Below are 16,977 nucleotides of genomic sequence, written 5' to 3'. Positions count from 1 at the left end.
GGTGACAGCCGTCACGGCTGGAATCCGTCAGGGAGCAGCCGGGCGAGCGCGCGTACCGCACGGTACTGCAACGCTTTGATGGCTCCCTCGTTCTTGTTCATGGTCTGCGCGGTCTCGGCGACGGAGAACCCGTGCAGGAACCGCAGCACGATGCACTCCTGCTGCTCGGGGTTGAGCTGCTTGACCGCCTTGAGCAGGTCCACGTTGGTGATGTGGTCGATGACGGCCGCCTCGGGGCTGCCCTCGGGCCCCCGGTCGGGCCGGTCCGCGTCGAGCACGTCGCCGGTGGTGACCTCCAGCCGGTACCGGCCGGACTTGAAGTGGTCGGCGACGAGGTTGCGCGCGATGGTGACCAGCCAGGCACCGAGGTCGCGACCCTGCCACGTGAAGCTGCCGATGCGCTTGAGCGCACGCAGGAACGTGTCGGAGGTCAGGTCCTCGGCGAGCTGGCGGTTGCCGACGCGGAAGTACACGAACCGGAAGACCGTGTCGAAGTAGCGGTCGTAGAGGAGTCCGAATGCCGCACCGTCTCCGGCCTGGGCCCGCTCGATGAGCGCCCAGACCTCCGACGCCGGGTCCCCGCGGTCGGGGCGCGTCGGCTGCGGCGGGACGGGCTCGCGCGGGCCGGTCTCGGTCAGCGTGTCGGTGCCGACGACGTCCTGCGGGATCGGCACGGTGTCCTCGCCCAGCAGCCCGGCCCCGGCGCCGCCGGCGGGCTTGCCGTTCATCCCGGCGTTGGGTCTTGCGTTCGGTGCCGGACCCGAGCGTGCGGGTGCCTCGTTGGTGTGGGGGCGCACGCGCGTGCGTGGAACGCTGCCTCCCTCACCGCGGATCACCGTGGCGAACATGTCGCGCATCGAGTCACGCAGCATCGACAGCCCACCGGCGAGTTCGTGTTCAGCGTTGAACACGTGCTGGTAACCGCTCATGCTTCGTAAGCCCGGACATAGGGCTTATTCGGCGCGATCACGGGCACTTCGGCCTCCTCGGGGTGAGGGGTGTCAACTCGCAACAAATGGGGTGAGTCGACTTCGGTGATAATAGGTCCGGCGTCACCCGCGTGTGGGCGGCTCTTGATGTGAGGGCACATTCTGTTCACGGATCCGTGTGCGATCGGCGCACATGCTGTCCGTCACTTGGCCGCGACGCGCCGTACGACACGCCGCTAAACCGGAAAAATGGTGCGTAAACGGCCTCGCCGCACCCCGGCATCTCACGTCCGTTGCACACGTTCGGGTGGTCTCTTACTCAGTCGGCGTGTCGGCCCTGCTGTGTTTTCCGCTCCCCTCGGTCGTTCCCTGCGGGGAGCCCCGCTCCCGCACACCCACTCCCGCCCGTCGGCCGGCCCGGTCGGCCGGGAGTCGGATGTGCCGGCGCGGCCCCCAGGGGCCGTTGCCGTGAGCACGATGGCATGGAAGAGGGTGATTGGTGACGGGTGATATTCCAGTGCCCGCGCTCTCACCCTCGGCGCCCCCTCGGCGGCGGCCGGGAGACGGCTCGGGCCTCGATGCCGCTTGGGGCGCTGTGGAAGACTCCGTGACCGTGCAGGATGTCTCTCATTCAGCCGCCGGCAACTTCGCCGATGCCGTGCGGCGCGCCGCCTCCGCCGGCGGCGCCCGTCCCGCCCTGCGCTCGCACGATGCCGAGCTGACCTGGGCCGAGCTCGACCGCCAGGTGGACGCCGTCGCCGCCGGCCTCGGGGCCCTGGACCTCGGCGCCGATGAGCGGGGCCGCGCCCGGGTCGCCATCGCCCTGCCCAACGTGCCCGAGTTCGCCGCGGTGTTCTTCGGCGTGCTGCGGGCCGGGCTGGTCGCGGTGCCCGTCAACCCCGCCTACACGGCGCGCGAGCTCACCCACGTGCTGTCCGACTCCGGCGCGGCCGTGCTCGTCGCCACCGGGCCGGTGCTGGAGGCGCTCGGGGACGCGGCGCCGGCGGTGCGGTACCAGCTCGGCAAGGGCCTCACCGGATTACTCAGTGCCCCCGCTGAAGTCACTCAGGTGGAGGCGGTCGGCGGGGGTGAGGACCTGGCCGTACTCCTCTACACCTCCGGCACCGCGGGCGCGCCGAAGGGCGCCATGCTGCCCCACCGGGCCCTGCTCGCCAACCACGAGCAGCTGGCCGGCATCGAGCCCGCCCCGGTGACTCGGGACGACGTCCTGCTGCTCGCCGTGCCCCTCTTCCACGCCTACGGCCTCAACTCCGGCCTCGGCGCCGTCGTCTACCACGGCGCGTGCGGGGTGCTGGTCGAGCGCTTCGACCCGGCCGACTCGCTGGAGGCGATCGAGCGCCACGGCGTGACCGGGGTGGTCGGGGTGCCGCCGATGTACATCGCCTGGTCGCTCATGGGCGAGCGGCTCGCGCGGGCCTGGTCCGGGGTGCGGCTCGCGGTGTGCGGCGCCTCCCCGCTGGACCCGGCGGCCGAGCGGCGCTTCGCGGAGACGACCGGGCGCGCGGTACACCAGGGATATGGGCTCACCGAGGCGGCGCCGGTGCTGACCAGCACCCTGGCGAGCCCGTCGATCAAGCCCGGCTCCATCGGCCGGCCGATCCCCGGCGTGCGGGTGCGGCTCGTCGACTCCGCGGGCGAGGACGTGCTCGACGACGAGGACGGCACCAGCGACCCCGGGGAGATCGTGGCGTGCGGGGCCAACCTCTTCCGCGGCTACTGGCCCGACGGCGAGGGCGGCCCGGGCGCGGACGGCTGGTGGGCGACCGGCGATGTGGCCTACGCCGACGAGGACGGCGACCTGTTCATCGTGGACCGGCTCGGGGAGCTGATCCTCGTCAGCGGCTTCAACGTGTACCCGCACGAGGTCGAGTCCGTCCTGGCCGCGCACGAGTCCGTGGTGGAGGCCGCGGCGCTCGGGGTGCCGCATCCGTACACCGGCCAGACCGTCAAGGCCGTCGTCGTGCGCGTCCCGGACTCCCAGATCACCGCCGAGGAGCTGATCGCGCACTGCGAGCGCAACCTGGCCCGGTTCAAGTGCCCGACCGCGGTCGAGTTCGTCGCCGAGCTGCCGCACTCCGCGACCGGCAAGGTGCGCAAGGGAGTACTGCGATGAGGCTCACCCTCTACACCCGGCTCGGATGCCACCTCTGCGACGACGCGAAGGCCGTCCTGGACCGCATCGGCGAGCCCTATCAAGAGATCAACATCGAGGACTCCGAGGAGCTGGAGGACGAGTACGGATTCCGCATCCCGGTGCTGATGCTGGACGGCAAGGAGCACGGCTACTGGCGCGTGGAGGAGGACCGGCTGCGGCGCGATCTGCGGCTATCCTCACCCGGGTGAAGCACCTGGTATGGGACTGGAACGGGACCCTGCTCGACGATCTCAAGCTCGTGGTCGACGCCACGAACGTCTGCCTGGCCACGGTCGGCGGGCCGGTGATCACCGCCGAGGAGCACCGCCGCGACTTCCGCCGGCCGATCCTGGACTACTACGCGCACGTGCTCGAGCGCCCGGTCGACCAGGTGGAGTTCCAGCTGCTCGACGACGCGTTCCACGATGCCTACCGGCAGCGGATGGGCGAGGTGCGGCTGGCCCCGGACGCGCTGGAGGCCATGGCGAAGTGGCCCGGCAGCCAGTCCCTGCTGTCGATGTTCTTCCATGACGAGCTGCTGGTCGAGGTCGAGCGGCACGGGCTGGGCGCGCGCCTGGTGCGGGTCGACGGCCTGCCCGGGACCGTCGGCGGGCACCGCAAGGCCGCGTTCCTGGAGCGGCACCTCAAGGCGCTGGAGCTCGACCCCGCCAACGTGGTGATGATCGGCGACTCCGTGGACGACGGGGACGCGGCGCGCTCGGTGGGCGCCTCGGCGGTGCTGTACGCCGGCGGCTTCACCGACACCGCGCTGCTGAAGGCGACCGGCCTGCCGGTGGCGTACTCCCTCGTCGAGGCCGTGGCCCTAGCCCTGTAGGTAGGTCTAGCCCTGTAGGTAGGTCAGCACCGCCAGCACCCGGCGGTGCTGCTCGTCGTCCGGCGGCAGGTCGAGCTTGGTGAAGATGTTCTTGACGTGCTTCTCCACCGCGCCGTCGGTCACGACCAGCTTGCGGGCGATGGCGGTGTTGGAGCGGCCCTCGGCCATCAGCCCGAGCACCTCGCGCTCCCGCGGGGTGAGGCTGCGCAGCGGGTCGTCGCGCCGGCGGCGCACCAGCAGCTGGCCGACGACCTCGGGGTCGAGCACGGTCGCGCCGGCCGCGACCCGCCGCATCGCGTCGAGGAACTCGGCGACCTCGGAGACGCGGTCCTTGAGCAGGTACCCGACGGCGCCGGCGCGGTCGGCGAGCAGGTCGTCGGCGTAGGAGACCTCGACGTACTGCGACAGCACGAGGATCGGCGTCTTCGGCACCCGGGCGCGGGCCTCGACCGCGGCGCGCAGCCCCTCGTCGGTGTGCGACGGGGGCATCCGCACGTCCACGATCGCCACGTCGGGCCGGTGCTCGACGACCGCCTCGACCAGGCTGGGGCCGTCCCCGACGGCGGCGAGGACCTCGTGGCCGCTCTCGGTGAGCAGGCGCACCAGGCCCTCGCGCAGCAGAACCGCATCATCCGCAACGACTACTCGCACGCGGGTGATACTAGTGCCGATCTCTCAGGACTTTCGTGCCCGCGGAGCGGGCATGAGGCGTCGCCGGGCTAGGACATGGGCAGGATCGCGACGACTTTGGTGCCGGCGTCGAGCGGGCTCGTCACGGTGAGCTCGCCGCCCGCCGCGCGGACGCGATCGGCCAGGCCGGTCAGCCCGTGCCCCTTGGCGAGGCTGGCGCCGCCCACCCCGTCGTCCTCGACCGTGACCAGCATGCCGTAGGCCGAGCGCTGCAGTGTGACCTTGACCTCGCTGGCGTGGGCGTGCTTGGCCACGTTGGTGAGGGCCTCGGCGACGACGAAGTACGCGGTCGTCTCGATGTTGTCGGCCAGCCGCTCGAGCTCGGGCACCTCCAGGTCGACCGGGACGAGCGAGCGGCCGGCCAGGGCGGTCAGCGCGGCCCGCAGCCCGCGGTCGACGAGGATCGGCGGGGCGATCCCGCGGGACAGGGCGCGCAGCTCCTCGAGGGTCTCGCGGGTCTGCGCGAGGGCCTCGGCGACGGTGGCCCGGGCCGCCGCGGGGTCGTGGTCGAACTGCAGGTCGGCGCGGCCGAGGTCCATGGCCAGGCGGACCAGCCGCTGCTGCGGGCCGTCGTGGATGTCGCGCTCGAGCCGGCGCAGGGCGGTCGCCTCGGCCGAGACGGCGGCGGTGGTCTGGGCGCGCGCCCGGTCGCGGCTGCGCTCGGCCTCGTAGATCCGCTCCCGCAGCTCGTTGACCCCGCTGAGCAGGGCGCGGGCGAAGAGCGCCTCGATCAGGGCGACGCCGCGCACGACGGGCACCAGGGTGAGGGCGAAGACCAGGCCGATCGCGGTGTGGAACAGCAGGCGGGTGCCGGTGCCGTTGCCGAGCCCGAGCAGCTCCGGCAGGTCGTGGTAGCCCGGCCCGCGGGGGATGGACCAGTCCCACAACACCGTGCTCAGCCCGCCCAGCGCGGCGGCCCACCAGGTCACCACGAACGCGAAGGCGAACGTGCTGGGGATGATCCGGAAGACGCCGTGCAGCAGGTCCAGCCACGACTGGCCGTCGGTGAGCGGGACGAACGTGCGGCGCCAGAACCCGGCGCGGGGGCCGGCCTTCTTGTAGTACGGATGGGGCAGCTGCGTGCGCAGCACCGGGCCGGTCCGGGCGCGCTCGAGGGTCGCGAAGCCGCGCGCCTGGAAGATCGTGACGAACAGGATCGGGAAGCCCACCGTGAGGACCATCAGCCCGAGACCGAGCGAGAACCCCGTGACGCACAGCACGATGGTGATGATCGACAGGGGGAAGCCGAGCAGCACGTACTGCGTGTCGATGCCCAGCTGGCGGAGGATGCGGGAGAAGCGGCCCGGGCCGAGTGGGGTGATGGTCGTCGTCATGTCATTGACGCTAGGCATCGCGGCACCCGCCTCCCATCCCGCCGTCCAGCCACTTGATGGTAGGGGCAGCCCCACTGGAAAACGTGTAGTGTCGCTACGTAAGACAACATCACGACCGCGTGTCGGGTGCGCCAAATGCCGGATTTGTGCAAATAATGGCCGGAGCGCCCGCCCGCTGCCGACCGCGTCGGAGAAAGGGGGCACCACGTGCCGCGGGGGCATTTCTCGTGTGCGCGATCCGCACGGGCGGGCGCTGACCTCTACGTGGTGGGCGCCGATTCTTCAAGATCGCGATTTGTGCACGGCTTCACAAGCGCCTACTCTGTTGCAACGACGAATCCCGCTAGCACAGGCGGTAACCGCCATCGTGAGCGGGCTCGTACACCGTCGTCGTCTCGGAGACTCATGAGCCAGCAGCGCACCGGCACAACGGACGGACCGGACTTTCCGGACCTTCCGGAGGCGACCGTCGCCAGGCTTCCGGAGTACCTGCGCGCCCTGCATCACCTCAGTGAGGATGGGCACGACACGGTCTCGTCGGAGGGTCTGGCCGCGGCCGCGGGGGTCAACTCCGCCAAGCTCCGCAAGGACCTGTCCCATCTCGGCCGCACCGGCACCCGGGGCGTCGGCTACGACGTGACCCTGCTCATCGACCAGATCGAGCAGGTGCTCGGGCTCACCCACCGCCGGGCCGTCGCGCTCGTCGGCGTGGGTAATCTCGGTCACGCCCTCGCCGGCTACGCGGGCTTCGGCACCCGGGGCTTCCGCATCGCCGCCCTCTTCGACGCCGACCTCGGCCGCGTCGGCGAGCAGATCAACGGCCTGACCGTCCGGCACATCGACGAGCTGCCCGAGACCGTGCTGCAGGAGCAGATCGCGATCGCCGTGATCGCCACGCCCGCGCACGCCGCGCAGCATGTGGCCGACCGGCTCGTGGCGGCCGGCGTGACCAGCGTGCTGAACTTCGCGCCGTGCGTCTTGAACGTCCCCGAGGGCGTCGACGTGCGTAAGGTCGATCTGGCCATCGAGTTGCAGATCCTGTCCTTCCACGAGCACCGCAAGTCGGCCCTCACGGCGCTGCCGGCGGTGCAGAAGCCGCAGCACAACGGAGCGGAGGTGGCGTCGTGAGCGGTTCGGAGCGAAGCGGAGAGGCCGCTCACCGGGGGGGCACAGTTTCAGGCGCGACGGCACCGGAGCGAAGCGGAGGTGGCGTCGTGAGCGGTTCGGAGCGAAGCGGAGAGGCCGCTCACCGGGGGGCACAGTTTCAGGCGCGACGGCACCGGAGCGAAGCGGAGGTGGCGTCGTGACCGGAGGCGTGAATCTGCTGGTTGTCGGGCTTTCGCACCGGACCGCCGGCGTGCCGCTGCTGGAGCGGGTCACGCTGGGCCCCGGCGACATGCCGGCCGTGCTCGCCGAGCTCGTCGCGCTGCCCTACGTGGACGAGGCCGTGGTCCTGTCCACCTGCAACCGGGTCGAGATCTACGCCGCCGTCACCGCGTTCCACGGCGGCCTCGCCGACATCGGCGGGGTGCTCGCCGCCCGGGCCGGGCTCGCCATGAGCGAGCTGGCCCCCCAGCTGTACGTCCACTACGAGGCCGACGCCGTCCGGCACGCGTTCCGCGTCGCCGCCGGGCTCGACTCGATGGTCGTCGGCGAGGCCCAGATCCTCGGCCAGCTCCGCGACGCCTACGGCACCGCCGCCGAGCGGGGCACGGCCGGACGCCTCCTGCACGAGCTGCTGCAGCAGGCCCTGCGCGTCGGCAAGCGGGTGCACGCCGAGACCGAGATCGACCGGGCCGGGCAGAGCGTGGTCAGCGCCGCGCTCGCCTACGGCCAGGGCGCCACCGCGCCGGTCGAGGGCCGGCCCGCGCTCGTCATCGGCGCCGGGGCCATGGGCGCGCTGTCGCTGGCGACCCTGCGCCGGGCCGGGGCCGCCCCGCTGTATGTGACCAACCGCGGCCACGCCCGGGCCGAGCGCCTCGCCGAGCTGCACGGGGCCGAGGCGGTGCCCTTCGCCGAGCTGCCGTCGCTGCTCGAGCGGGTCGACGTCGTCGTGAGCGCCACCGCGTCGCCGGAGCCGGTGCTCGACGCGCCGCTGCTGGCCGGGGCCGTCGCCGGCACGGACCGGTCCGGGCACGACCTGCTCGTGCTCGACCTGGCCCTGCCGCGGGACGTCGCCCCCGCCGTGCGCGACCTGCCCGGCATCACGCTCGTCGACATCGAGCTGCTGTCCGAGTCGCTGTCCACCACCGCCGACGCGGAGGAGCGGGCCGGCGAGGAGATCGTCGCGGCCGAGGTCGAGGCCTTCCTCACCTGGCTGCGCGGCGCCGACGTGGCCCCGACCGTGGCCGCGCTGCGCGCCCGGGCCGACGAGGTCGTCGAGGCCGAGCTGCGCCGGCTGGCCCAGCGCTGCCCCGAGCTCGGCGACGACGCCCGGGCCGAGGTCTCCCACAGCATCCACCGGATCGTCCAGCGGCTGCTCCACCAGCCGACCGTCCGCGTCCGGCAACTGGCGGCGGCCCCGGGCGGCGAGGCCTATGCTCAGGCGCTGCGCGAGCTGTTCGATCTGCAGATCCCCACCGCCGGCATCGATCCGGCCGAGGCTTCCGAGGTGCACCCGTGACGTTGAGGCTCGGCACCCGGGGCAGCGCGCTCGCGATGGCGCAGTCGACCACCGTGGCGGACGCCGTGCGCGAGCGCACCGGCCGCTCCGTCGACCTGGTCGAGATCGTCACGCCCGGCGACCGCTCCAGCGCACCCGTCCCGCAGCTCGGCGTCGGCGTGTTCGTCTCCGCCCTGCGCGACGCGCTGCTGGCCAAGGAGATCGACTTCGCCGTCCACTCCTACAAGGACCTGCCGACCGCGCCGGCCGAGGGGCTGGTCGTGGCCGCGATCCCGAGCCGCCAGGACCCGCGCGACGCGCTGGTCGCCCGCGGCGGGCTCACGCTCAACGAATTGCCCGACAACGCGCGGATCGGCACCGGGGCGCTGCGCCGGATCGCCCAGATCCACGCGCTGGGGCGGCGGCTGGAGACGGTACCGATGCGGGGAAACGTCGACACCCGTCTGCGCAAGCTCGCCGAGGGCGAGTTCGATGCCATCGTCCTCGCGCACGCCGGGCTCTCCCGGCTCGGCCGCGGCGGCGAGGCCACCGAGGTGCTCGATCCGCTGCTGATGCTGCCCGCCCCCGCGCAGGGCGCACTGGCCGTCGAGTGCCGCGAAGACGATGCCGAGCTGCGCGAGGTCCTCGCCGCGCTCGACGACGAGTACACCCGCGCGGCGGTCACCGCCGAGCGGGCGCTGTTGGCCGAGCTCGAGGCGGGCTGCTCCGCCCCGATCGCGGCACTGGCCGAGGTCGCCGAGGGCGATGAGGGGCCGGAGATTTATCTGCGCGGTGCGGTGTTCAGCCCGGACGGCGGCTTCGCCCTCCGGCTCTCGCGCACCGGAACGCTCGCCGACGCCGCGGAGGTGGGCCGAGCCCTGGCCCGCGACCTGCGCGAAGAAGGCGCCGACAACGCACTGGGAGTGCAGCATGACCCGCACCCGTAAGGGCAGCACCGGCCGGATCGCCTTCGTCGGGGCCGGCCCCGGCGACCCTGGCCTGCTGACGCGCCGCGCCCATGAGGCGCTGGTGACCGCCGACCACGTCGTCCACGACCGTAATGTCCCGGAGCCGCTGCTCGCCGCGATTCGCGCCGAGGCCGACCCGGAGTGCCAGTTCAGCCCGGCCGAGGGCGCCCCCGGCGACGTCGCCAAGGTGCTGCTGTCCGCGGCCCGCTCCGGCCTGCGCGCGATCCACCTCGTCGGCGGCGACCCGCTGGCGCACGAGACGGTGCTCAAGGAGGTGCAGGCCGTCGCCCGCACCGCGGTGCCGTTCGAGGTCGTGCCCGGCATCGGGCAGGCCGCCGGCGTCGCCACCTACGCCGGGGTGCCGCTGCCCGGCGTGCGCGTGACCGCCGACGTCGACGACGTGCAGTCCGTCGACTTCGAGTCCGTCGCCGCCGCCGTGGCCCGCGGCTCCTCCGCCCTCGCCGTCGACGCCGGGGACCTTGCCGCCGTGCGCGACGGGCTCCTCGCCGCCGGGGTCGACCCGGCCACGCCGGTCTCGATCACCGGGGACGGCACGGGCGAGACGCAGTACAGCTCCGCCTCCAGCGTCGACAGCATGGTCGCCGCCGCGCTCGGCTTCGCCGGCCGCGTGGTGCTGTGCCTCGGGGCCGGGGTCGGGCAGCGCGAGAAGCTCGGCTGGTGGGAGAACCGCCCGCTCTACGGCTGGAAGGTCCTGGTCCCGCGGACCAAGGAGCAGGCCGGGGCGATGAGCGAGCGGCTGCGGGCCTACGGCGCCATCCCGTGCGAGGTGCCGACGATCGCCGTCGAGCCGCCGCGCACCCCGGCGCAGATGGAGCGCGCGATCAAGGGCCTGGTCGACGGCCGCTACGCGTGGACCGTCTTCACCTCCGTCAACGCCGTGCGCGCGGTGTGGGAGAAGTTCGCCGAGCACGGCCTCGACGCCCGCCACTTCGGCGGCGTCAAGGTCGCCTGCATCGGCGAGGCCACGGCCGAGGCCGTGCGCGGCTTCGGCATCGTGCCCGAGCTGCTGCCGAGCGGCGAGCAGTCCTCCGAGGGCCTGCTGGCCGAGTTCTCGCCGCACGACGAGGTGCTCGACCCGGTCGGCCGGGTGCTCCTGCCGCGGGCCGACATCGCGACCGAGACGCTCGCCGCCGGGCTCACCGAGCTCGGGTGGGAGGTCGACGACGTGACGGCGTACCGCACCGTGCGCGCCGCCCCGCCGCCGGCCGACATCCGCGACGCGATCAAGTCCGGTGGCTTCGACGCGGTGCTCTTCACCTCGTCGTCCACGGTGCGCAACCTGGTCGGCATCGCCGGCAAGCCGCACGCCCGCACGGTCGTCGCGGTGATCGGGCCGAAGACCGCGGACACCGCGGTCGAGTTCGGTCTGCGCGTCGACGTGCAGCCCGCTCACGCCTCCGTGCCGGACCTGGTGGAGGCGCTGGCGAGCTACGCTGTGGAACTGCGCGAGAAGCTCGCCGCGATGCCCGCCAAACAGCGCCGCGGCTCGAAGGTGCAGGGCCCTACCGCCCTGAGGTTCCGCTAGAGGTCCGCTAGAGGGGATTACTCCCGTGGGTTTTCCTGAGGTCCGGCCGCGCCGGCTGCGTCGCACCCCCGCGATGCGCCGGCTCGTGGCCGAGACGCACGTGCAGCCGTCCAATCTGATCCTGCCGATGTTCGTGAAGGAGGGGCTGACCGAGCCGCGGCCGATCAGCTCCCTGCCCGGCGTCGTGCAGCACTCCCGCGAGTCGCTGCGCAAGGCCGCGGCCGAGGCGGTCGCCGAGGGCGTCGGCGGCCTGATGCTCTTCGGCGTGCCGCAGACGCGTGACGAGACCGGCTCCGGTGGCATCGACCCGGACGGCATCCTCAACGTCGCCATCCGTGACGTGATCGCCGAGGTCGGCGACGCCACCGTGGTCATGGCCGACCTCTGCCTCGACGAGTTCACCTCGCACGGGCACTGCGGCGTGCTGGCCACCGACGGCTCCGTCGACAACGACGCGACGCTGCGGCAGTACGAGCTGATGGCCCTCGCCCAGGCCGAGGCCGGCGCCCACGTGCTCGGCCCGTCCGGGATGATGGACGGCCAGATCGGCGTGGTCCGCAGCGCGCTGGACCGGGCCGGGCACACCGACATCGCCCTGCTCGCCTACGCGGTCAAATACGCCAGCGCCTTCTTCGGCCCGTTCCGCGAGGCCGTGGAGTCCGCGCTCACCGGCGACCGCAAGGCCTACCAGCAGGACCCGGCCAATCTGCGCGAGTCCCTGCGCGAGGTCGCCCTCGACATCGAGGAGGGCGCGGACATGGTCATGGTCAAGCCCGCGCTGCCGTACCTCGACGTGCTCACCCGGGTCGCCGAGATGGTCGACGTGCCCGTGGCCGCCTACCAGGTCTCCGGTGAGTACGCGATGGTCGAGGCCGCGGTCGCCAACGGCTGGCTCGAGCGCGAGCGGGTCATCCTGGAGACGCTCACGTCGATCCGCCGGGCCGGTGCCCAGCTGATCCTGACCTACTGGGCGAGCGACGCCGCCCGCCTCCTGAGCCGCATCTAAGCCTCTTCGGGGCATCCGGTCCGGTCCTCCTGCCGACGACGAACTCGGCGGGGAGGCCGGACCGTCGGCGTTTTCGGGGCACCGGACGCCATCGCCCAAATCGGGCATTTTGGGCGTGTCGCTGCGATTTCCCCACCACTCCGGCGGCAGAATTGTTGTCGCAGCTCATGGCCCTGGTTACGGCCCCGCGCCGGTGAAATCCGGTCTGTGTGAAGTGTCAGGAACGCGACAGTTGCCCGATCGGGCGGGTTAGGCCCTCGTTGCGCTGATCGTGAGATGGCTCGTCACCGGAGGCGCCGGCTACATCGGCGCGCACGTCGTGGCCGCCCTGCAAGGGGCGGGCCTCGAATGCATTGTCGTCGATGACCTGTCCACCGGCCGGGCCACGCGGGTGCCGTTCGGGGTGCCGCTGCTGCGCGCCGACGTGCGCGACGCCTCGGCCGTGCGCGAGGTGTTCCGCCGCCACCGGCCCGACGGGGTGATCCACCTCGCCGCGCGCAAGGACGTCGCCGAGTCGGCCGCGCACCCGCTGCGGTACTACCGCGACAACCTCGACGGCCTGGGCTCGGTCCTCGCGGCCGTGGCCGAGACCGGGACCCGCTCGGTGCTGTTCTCCTCCAGCGCGGCCGTCTACGGCACGCCCCGCCGCTCCCCGGTGCGCGAGCAGGACCCCACCGAGCCCGAGAACGCCTACGGCCGGACCAAGCTCGTCGGCGAATGGATGCTGCGCGACGCCGCGGCGAGCGGTGGATTCCGCTGGGGCGCGCTGCGGTACTTCAACGTCGCCGGCGCCGCCGCCCCCCACCTGCGCGACGAGGGCGGGACGAACCTCGTGCCCCGCCTGCTGCGCGCCGCCGCGCTGGGCATCCCGGCGACCGTCTTCGGCACCGACTACCCGACCGCCGACGGCACCGCCGTGCGCGACTACGTGCACGTGGCCGACATCGCCGACGCGCACGTGCGCGCGGCCCTCGCGCTGCACGAGGACGAGCTGCGCGACGAGGTGCTCAACGTCGGCCGCGGCGAGGGCGCCTCGGTGCTGCAGATGATCGCCGCCGTCGGCCGGGCGCTGGGCCGCCCGCTGCCCTACGACGAGGCCCCGCGCCGCCTCGGCGACCCCGCCGCGGTCGTCGCCAGCCCCGCCCGCATCCGCGCCCGCCTCGGCTGGCGCGCCCGCCACACCCTGCACTCCATCGTCGCCTCATCGATCGCCGAAGTCGTCAAGGCCGCCTGAGAAGGAGCACGAGCACCTTGAAGTCCCGGATCGTCGCCGGATCGCTGGCCCTGCTGGGCCTCGCCGGCATCGCCCTCGCCCAGCCCGCGCTGGCCACCGCCGCCCCCAAACAGCGCATCGACCTGCGCGTGCTCGTGCTCGACGACGACAGCACCGGCATCGACACCCTCCGCGCCCAGCTCGACCGCGAGGGCGTGCCCTACGACACGCTGGACCTGGCCGCACCCGGGCGCCCGCAGCTCACCGCCGCCTACCTCGCCGACACCGTCAGCGGGGTGCGCCGGGCCAAGTTCCAGGGCGTCATCGTGCCGAACGAGAGCTCGGTGACCGGGGCCGAGGCGACCGCGCTGGCCGACTTCGAGCGTGAGTTCAAGGTTCGCCAGATCGACGCGTACACCTTCGCCGGTTCGGGCGTGGGCCTCACCAACACCTGGAGCGGGGTGCTGGACGGCTCCACCATGCAGGTCACCGACGCCGGCAAGGCGGCCGGGTTCGGCTACCTCAAGGGCGCCGTCCCGGTCGACGACCGCGACCCGGCGGTCTCGGAGTCCTTCGGCTACCTCGGTGCCGCCGCCGTTGCGGCCGGCGCGACCTTCACGCCCCTGGTCACCGGGGCGAAGCCCGGCGGCGGGGCCACCGGATCGCTCATGGGCGTCTACGCGCACGACGGCCGCGAGGAGCTCGTGGTGACGCTGGCCGCCAACCGCTTCCAGACCCACGCCATGGAGCTCGGGCACGGCCTGATCACCTGGCTGACCCGCGGCACCCACCTCGGCTACACGCGCAACTACTTCAGCGTCCACGTCGACGACGTCCTGCTGCCGGACGACCGCTGGGACACCGTGCACAACTGCACCGTCGGCGACGACTGCAACCCGCAGCGGGACCCCGCGACCCTCCCGTACAACCAGACCATCCGGATGACCAAGGACGACGTGAACGCGCTGGTCGCGTGGCAGAAGGCGCGCGGGGTCAAGCTCGACGTCGTGTTCAACGGCGGCGGCAGCGTCGAGGCCGGTCCCGGCGACCCGCTCACCGCGGCGGTCGTGGCGAACAAGAGCCAGTTCCGCTTCATCAACCACACCTACGAGCACACCTACCTCGGCTGTGTTCAGGACTTCACGGTGACGCCGTGGAAGTGCACGGGGCAGTGGGTGTCGCAGGCCGACATCTCCGCGCAGATCAAGCAGAACGTGGACTGGGCCAGGTCCAAGGGCATCCCGATCGACGCGAGCGAGCTCGTCACCGGCGAGCACTCCGGCCTCAGGACGCTGCCGCAGATGCCGGCCGACAACCCGAACCTCGCGCCCGCGCTCAACGCCAACGGGATCAGGTACGTCGCCTCGGACGCCTCCCGCGAGCAGACCGCCCGGCCCGTGGGCAACGCCGTCACCGTGCCCCGGTTCCCGATGAACATCTACTACAACGTGGCCACCGTCGCCGAGGAGGTCGACGAGTACAACTGGCTCTACACCAGCGCGGCCGACGGCGGCAGCGGCATCTGCGAGAACAACCCGCAGTCGACCTGCATCAGCCCGCTGGGCGCGAGCGGCTTCACGAAACACATCGTGCCGCTGGAGTCGCGCATCGCCTACGACCACGTGGTCTCCGCGAACCCGGCCCCGCACTACGCCCACCAGAGCAACCTCGCCGAGGACCGGATCCTGTACCCGGTGCTGGACGCCGTCCTCGCCCGGTACCGCAACACCTACACCACCGCGACCCCCGTGGTGAACGTGAAGTTCGCCGAGACCGCGCTGCAGAACCGGCGCCAGGCGGCCTGGACCGCCGCGGTGCAGAGCCGCCAGATCGAGGCGTACCTGCTCGACGGCAAGGTCACCGTCACCAACAAGGGCGCCGCGGTGGACGTGCCGCTGACCATGCCGAGCGGCTCCACGCTCGTCACCGCCTCGCTGCTGGGCCTCGAGGTCGGCGGAGGCGCGTTCGGCGAGGCCTACGGCGGCGAGCGCTCCGCCTGGCGCAGCATCGCCAGCAACGGCCGGCAGCTCCTGAGCCTCCCGAGCTGAGCCGGGTCGCCGTGCGCGTCGTCCTCGTCAACGAAGGCACCTACCCGTACGCCACCGGCGGCGTCACCACCTGGTGCGACCAGCTGGTACGCGGACTGTCCGAAGTGGAGTGGGACCTGGTCGCCATCGTCGGCACCGAGCCCGACCGGCCCGCGATCGCACTGCCCGGCAACGTCCGGTCGCTGCGCCCGGTGCCGGTCTGGGGCCCGGCCCGCCCCGCGCGCGGCCGGGCCGAGCGGGCCGCGGGGCTGCTGTGCCGGGGCATGCTCGGCGACTCGGCGCCCGACCTGGTCCTGTTCGCCGAGGGCCTGCGGGCCCTCGACGAGCTGGCGCTTCCGGTCCGCGCTCCCGGCCGCCTCGACGTGCTGGGCCGCACCCGCTTCGGCCGCCGCGTGGGCCGGCACCCGCTCGCGGGCGCCGGCCTGGCCGACATCCTGCTCGACGCCTGGGCCAAGGCGGCGGCCGACGGCATCCGGCTGCCGCGGCTCACCCTGCGGGAGGCGGACGAGGCGGCGGTGCTGCTGGAGCACGCCCTCCGCCCGCTCGCCGCGCCGCTGCCCGAGGACGCCCAGCTGGTGCACGCCAACGCCAACGGGCTCTCGGCGATGGTCGCCCTCGCCGCGAAGTGGCGCCTCGGGGTGCCCTTCCTGATGACCGAGCACGGGGTGTACCTGCGCGAGCGGTACCTCGCCGCCGGCGCCCAGCCGCCCGGGGTGAAGACGGCGCTGCTGCGCTTCCACCGGGCCCTGGCGCGCCTGGCGTACTGGGAGGCCGACCTGGTCACCCCGGTCAGCGGGTTCAACGCGCGCTGGGCGGTGCGCCACGGCGCCGACCCGGCCAAGCTCGCCGTCATCGGCAACGGCGTCGACCCGGAGCGCTTCCCGCCCCTGCCCGGCGAGCCCGCCGAGCCGGTCATCTCCTGGGTCGGGCGCATCGACCCGCTGAAGGACCTCGAGACGCTCATCCGCGCGCTCGCCATCGTCCGGCAGTCCATCCCCGACGCCCGGCTGCACCTGGCCGGCCCGGTCCCGGACGGCAACGAGTCCTACGCCGCCGACTGCCGCGCGGTCGCCGAGTCCCTCGGGCTCGGCGACGCGGTGACGTGGGCCGGGCCGTGCGCGTCCAGCCGCGAGGCGTTCGCCGCCGGGCAGGTGGCGGCGCTGTCGAGCATCTCGGAGGGGATGCCGTACACGGTGCTGGAGGCGATGATGTGCGGCCGCCCGACGGTGAGCACCGACGTCGGCGGCGTGGCCGAGGCCGTGGGCAACGCGGGCCTCGTGGTGCCGCCGCGGGACCCGGCCGCGTTCGCCGCCGCGTGCGTGGCGTTCCTGTCCTCGGCCGAGTTCCGGGCCACGATCGGCCACAGCGGACGGCAGCGGGCCCTGTCGGAGTACACCCTGGACCGCTGCCTGTCCGCCTACCGAGCCAAGTACCGCTCCCTCGTCCCGGAGCCCGCCGCTCAGCTGGTGCCGGCGTGAGCGGTACGGAGCGAAGCGGAGTGGCCGCGAACCATGAACGCAGCTGGGCCTCGCGGCGGTGCCGGAGCGAAGCGGAGGTGCCGGCGTGAGCGGTACGGAGCGAAGCGGAGTGGCCGCGAACCATGAACGCAGCTGGGCCTCGCGCCGGTGCCGGAGCGAAGCGGAGGTGCCGG

The 16,977-nt window shown here is 72.9% G+C and carries 14 protein-coding genes; 11 read left to right on the top strand and 3 right to left on the bottom strand.

Annotated features, from left to right (window positions below):
• Window positions 1-11 precede the first annotated feature (11 nt).
• A complete protein-coding gene (locus tag ABT369_RS14635) occupies window positions 12-929 on the bottom strand; it encodes a sigma-70 family RNA polymerase sigma factor (protein WP_502891749.1) in 918 nt (305 codons plus the stop codon).
• Window positions 930-1,536: 607 nt separating this feature from the next.
• Between ABT369_RS14635 and ABT369_RS14630 the strand changes: the two genes are divergently transcribed.
• From ABT369_RS14630 to ABT369_RS14620, 3 genes are read left to right on the top strand one after another with little or no spacing between them, the layout of a single operon-like run.
• A complete protein-coding gene (locus tag ABT369_RS14630) occupies window positions 1,537-3,063 on the top strand; it encodes an AMP-binding protein (RefSeq protein WP_350612254.1) in 1,527 nt (508 codons plus the stop codon).
• Window positions 3,060-3,293, top strand: a complete 234-nt coding sequence (locus ABT369_RS14625; protein ID WP_350612253.1) for a glutaredoxin family protein — start codon at window positions 3,060-3,062, stop codon at window positions 3,291-3,293. The genes ABT369_RS14630 and ABT369_RS14625 overlap by 4 nt, the downstream gene beginning before the upstream one ends.
• Window positions 3,290-3,919 (top strand): HAD family hydrolase, encoded by a 630-nt coding sequence (locus ABT369_RS14620; protein ID WP_350612252.1) that lies wholly within the window; start codon window positions 3,290-3,292, stop codon window positions 3,917-3,919. Before ABT369_RS14625 ends, ABT369_RS14620 begins: the two co-directional genes overlap by 4 nt.
• A 6-nt stretch (window positions 3,920-3,925) precedes the next feature.
• On the opposite strand, the gene ABT369_RS14615 is transcribed toward ABT369_RS14620, so the two are convergent.
• Both ABT369_RS14615 and ABT369_RS14610 read right to left on the bottom strand, forming a co-directional pair.
• Window positions 3,926-4,570, bottom strand: a complete 645-nt coding sequence (locus tag ABT369_RS14615; RefSeq protein ID WP_350612251.1) for a response regulator — start codon at window positions 4,568-4,570, stop codon at window positions 3,926-3,928.
• Between the two features lie 68 nt (window positions 4,571-4,638).
• Complete coding sequence (locus ABT369_RS14610; protein ID WP_350612250.1) at window positions 4,639-5,943, bottom strand: sensor histidine kinase; 1,305 nt, start codon at window positions 5,941-5,943, stop codon at window positions 4,639-4,641.
• A 405-nt stretch (window positions 5,944-6,348) separates the two neighbouring features.
• Here ABT369_RS14610 and ABT369_RS14605 point away from each other — a divergent pair, with 405 nt between their 5' ends.
• The 8 genes from ABT369_RS14605 to pelF all read left to right on the top strand — a co-directional run bounded on the left by ABT369_RS14605 (window position 6,349) and on the right by pelF (window position 16,804).
• Window positions 6,349-7,071 (top strand): redox-sensing transcriptional repressor Rex, encoded by a 723-nt coding sequence (locus ABT369_RS14605; protein ID WP_350612249.1) that lies wholly within the window; start codon window positions 6,349-6,351, stop codon window positions 7,069-7,071.
• A 187-nt stretch (window positions 7,072-7,258) separates the two neighbouring features.
• Entirely contained in the window at window positions 7,259-8,566 is a 1,308-nt protein-coding gene (locus tag ABT369_RS14600) for a glutamyl-tRNA reductase (RefSeq protein ID WP_350612438.1), read from the top strand.
• On the top strand, window positions 8,563-9,492 hold the full coding sequence (gene hemC / locus ABT369_RS14595; protein WP_350612248.1) for a hydroxymethylbilane synthase: 930 nt from the start codon (window positions 8,563-8,565) through the stop codon (window positions 9,490-9,492). Before ABT369_RS14600 ends, hemC begins: the two co-directional genes overlap by 4 nt.
• Complete coding sequence (locus ABT369_RS14590) at window positions 9,476-11,059, top strand: bifunctional uroporphyrinogen-III C-methyltransferase/uroporphyrinogen-III synthase (RefSeq protein ID WP_350612247.1); 1,584 nt, start codon at window positions 9,476-9,478, stop codon at window positions 11,057-11,059. The genes hemC and ABT369_RS14590 overlap by 17 nt, the downstream gene beginning before the upstream one ends.
• Window positions 11,060-11,084: 25 nt before the next feature.
• Window positions 11,085-12,065, top strand: coding sequence for a porphobilinogen synthase (hemB, locus tag ABT369_RS14585; protein WP_350612246.1), 981 nt, complete (start codon window positions 11,085-11,087; stop codon window positions 12,063-12,065).
• 271 nt (window positions 12,066-12,336) lie between these two features.
• A complete protein-coding gene (galE, locus tag ABT369_RS14580) occupies window positions 12,337-13,299 on the top strand; it encodes a UDP-glucose 4-epimerase GalE (protein WP_350612245.1) in 963 nt (320 codons plus the stop codon).
• 17 nt (window positions 13,300-13,316) lie between these two features.
• Window positions 13,317-15,326, top strand: a complete 2,010-nt coding sequence (locus ABT369_RS14575; RefSeq protein WP_350612244.1) for a hypothetical protein — start codon at window positions 13,317-13,319, stop codon at window positions 15,324-15,326.
• 11 nt (window positions 15,327-15,337) lie between these two features.
• Window positions 15,338-16,804: a GT4 family glycosyltransferase PelF gene (pelF, locus tag ABT369_RS14570; protein ID WP_350612243.1), complete on the top strand. Its 1,467-nt coding sequence runs from the start codon at window positions 15,338-15,340 to the stop codon at window positions 16,802-16,804.
• The last annotated feature ends 173 nt before the right edge of the window (window positions 16,805-16,977 follow it).

Origin of the sequence: Dactylosporangium sp. NPDC000244 (assembly GCF_040300725.1) — a bacterium.
In the GTDB taxonomy this organism is placed as follows: domain Bacteria; phylum Actinomycetota; class Actinomycetes; order Mycobacteriales; family Micromonosporaceae; genus Dactylosporangium.
Note: the sequence above shows the minus strand (reverse complement) of the source record. Positions and strands in the feature narration are given on the sequence as shown.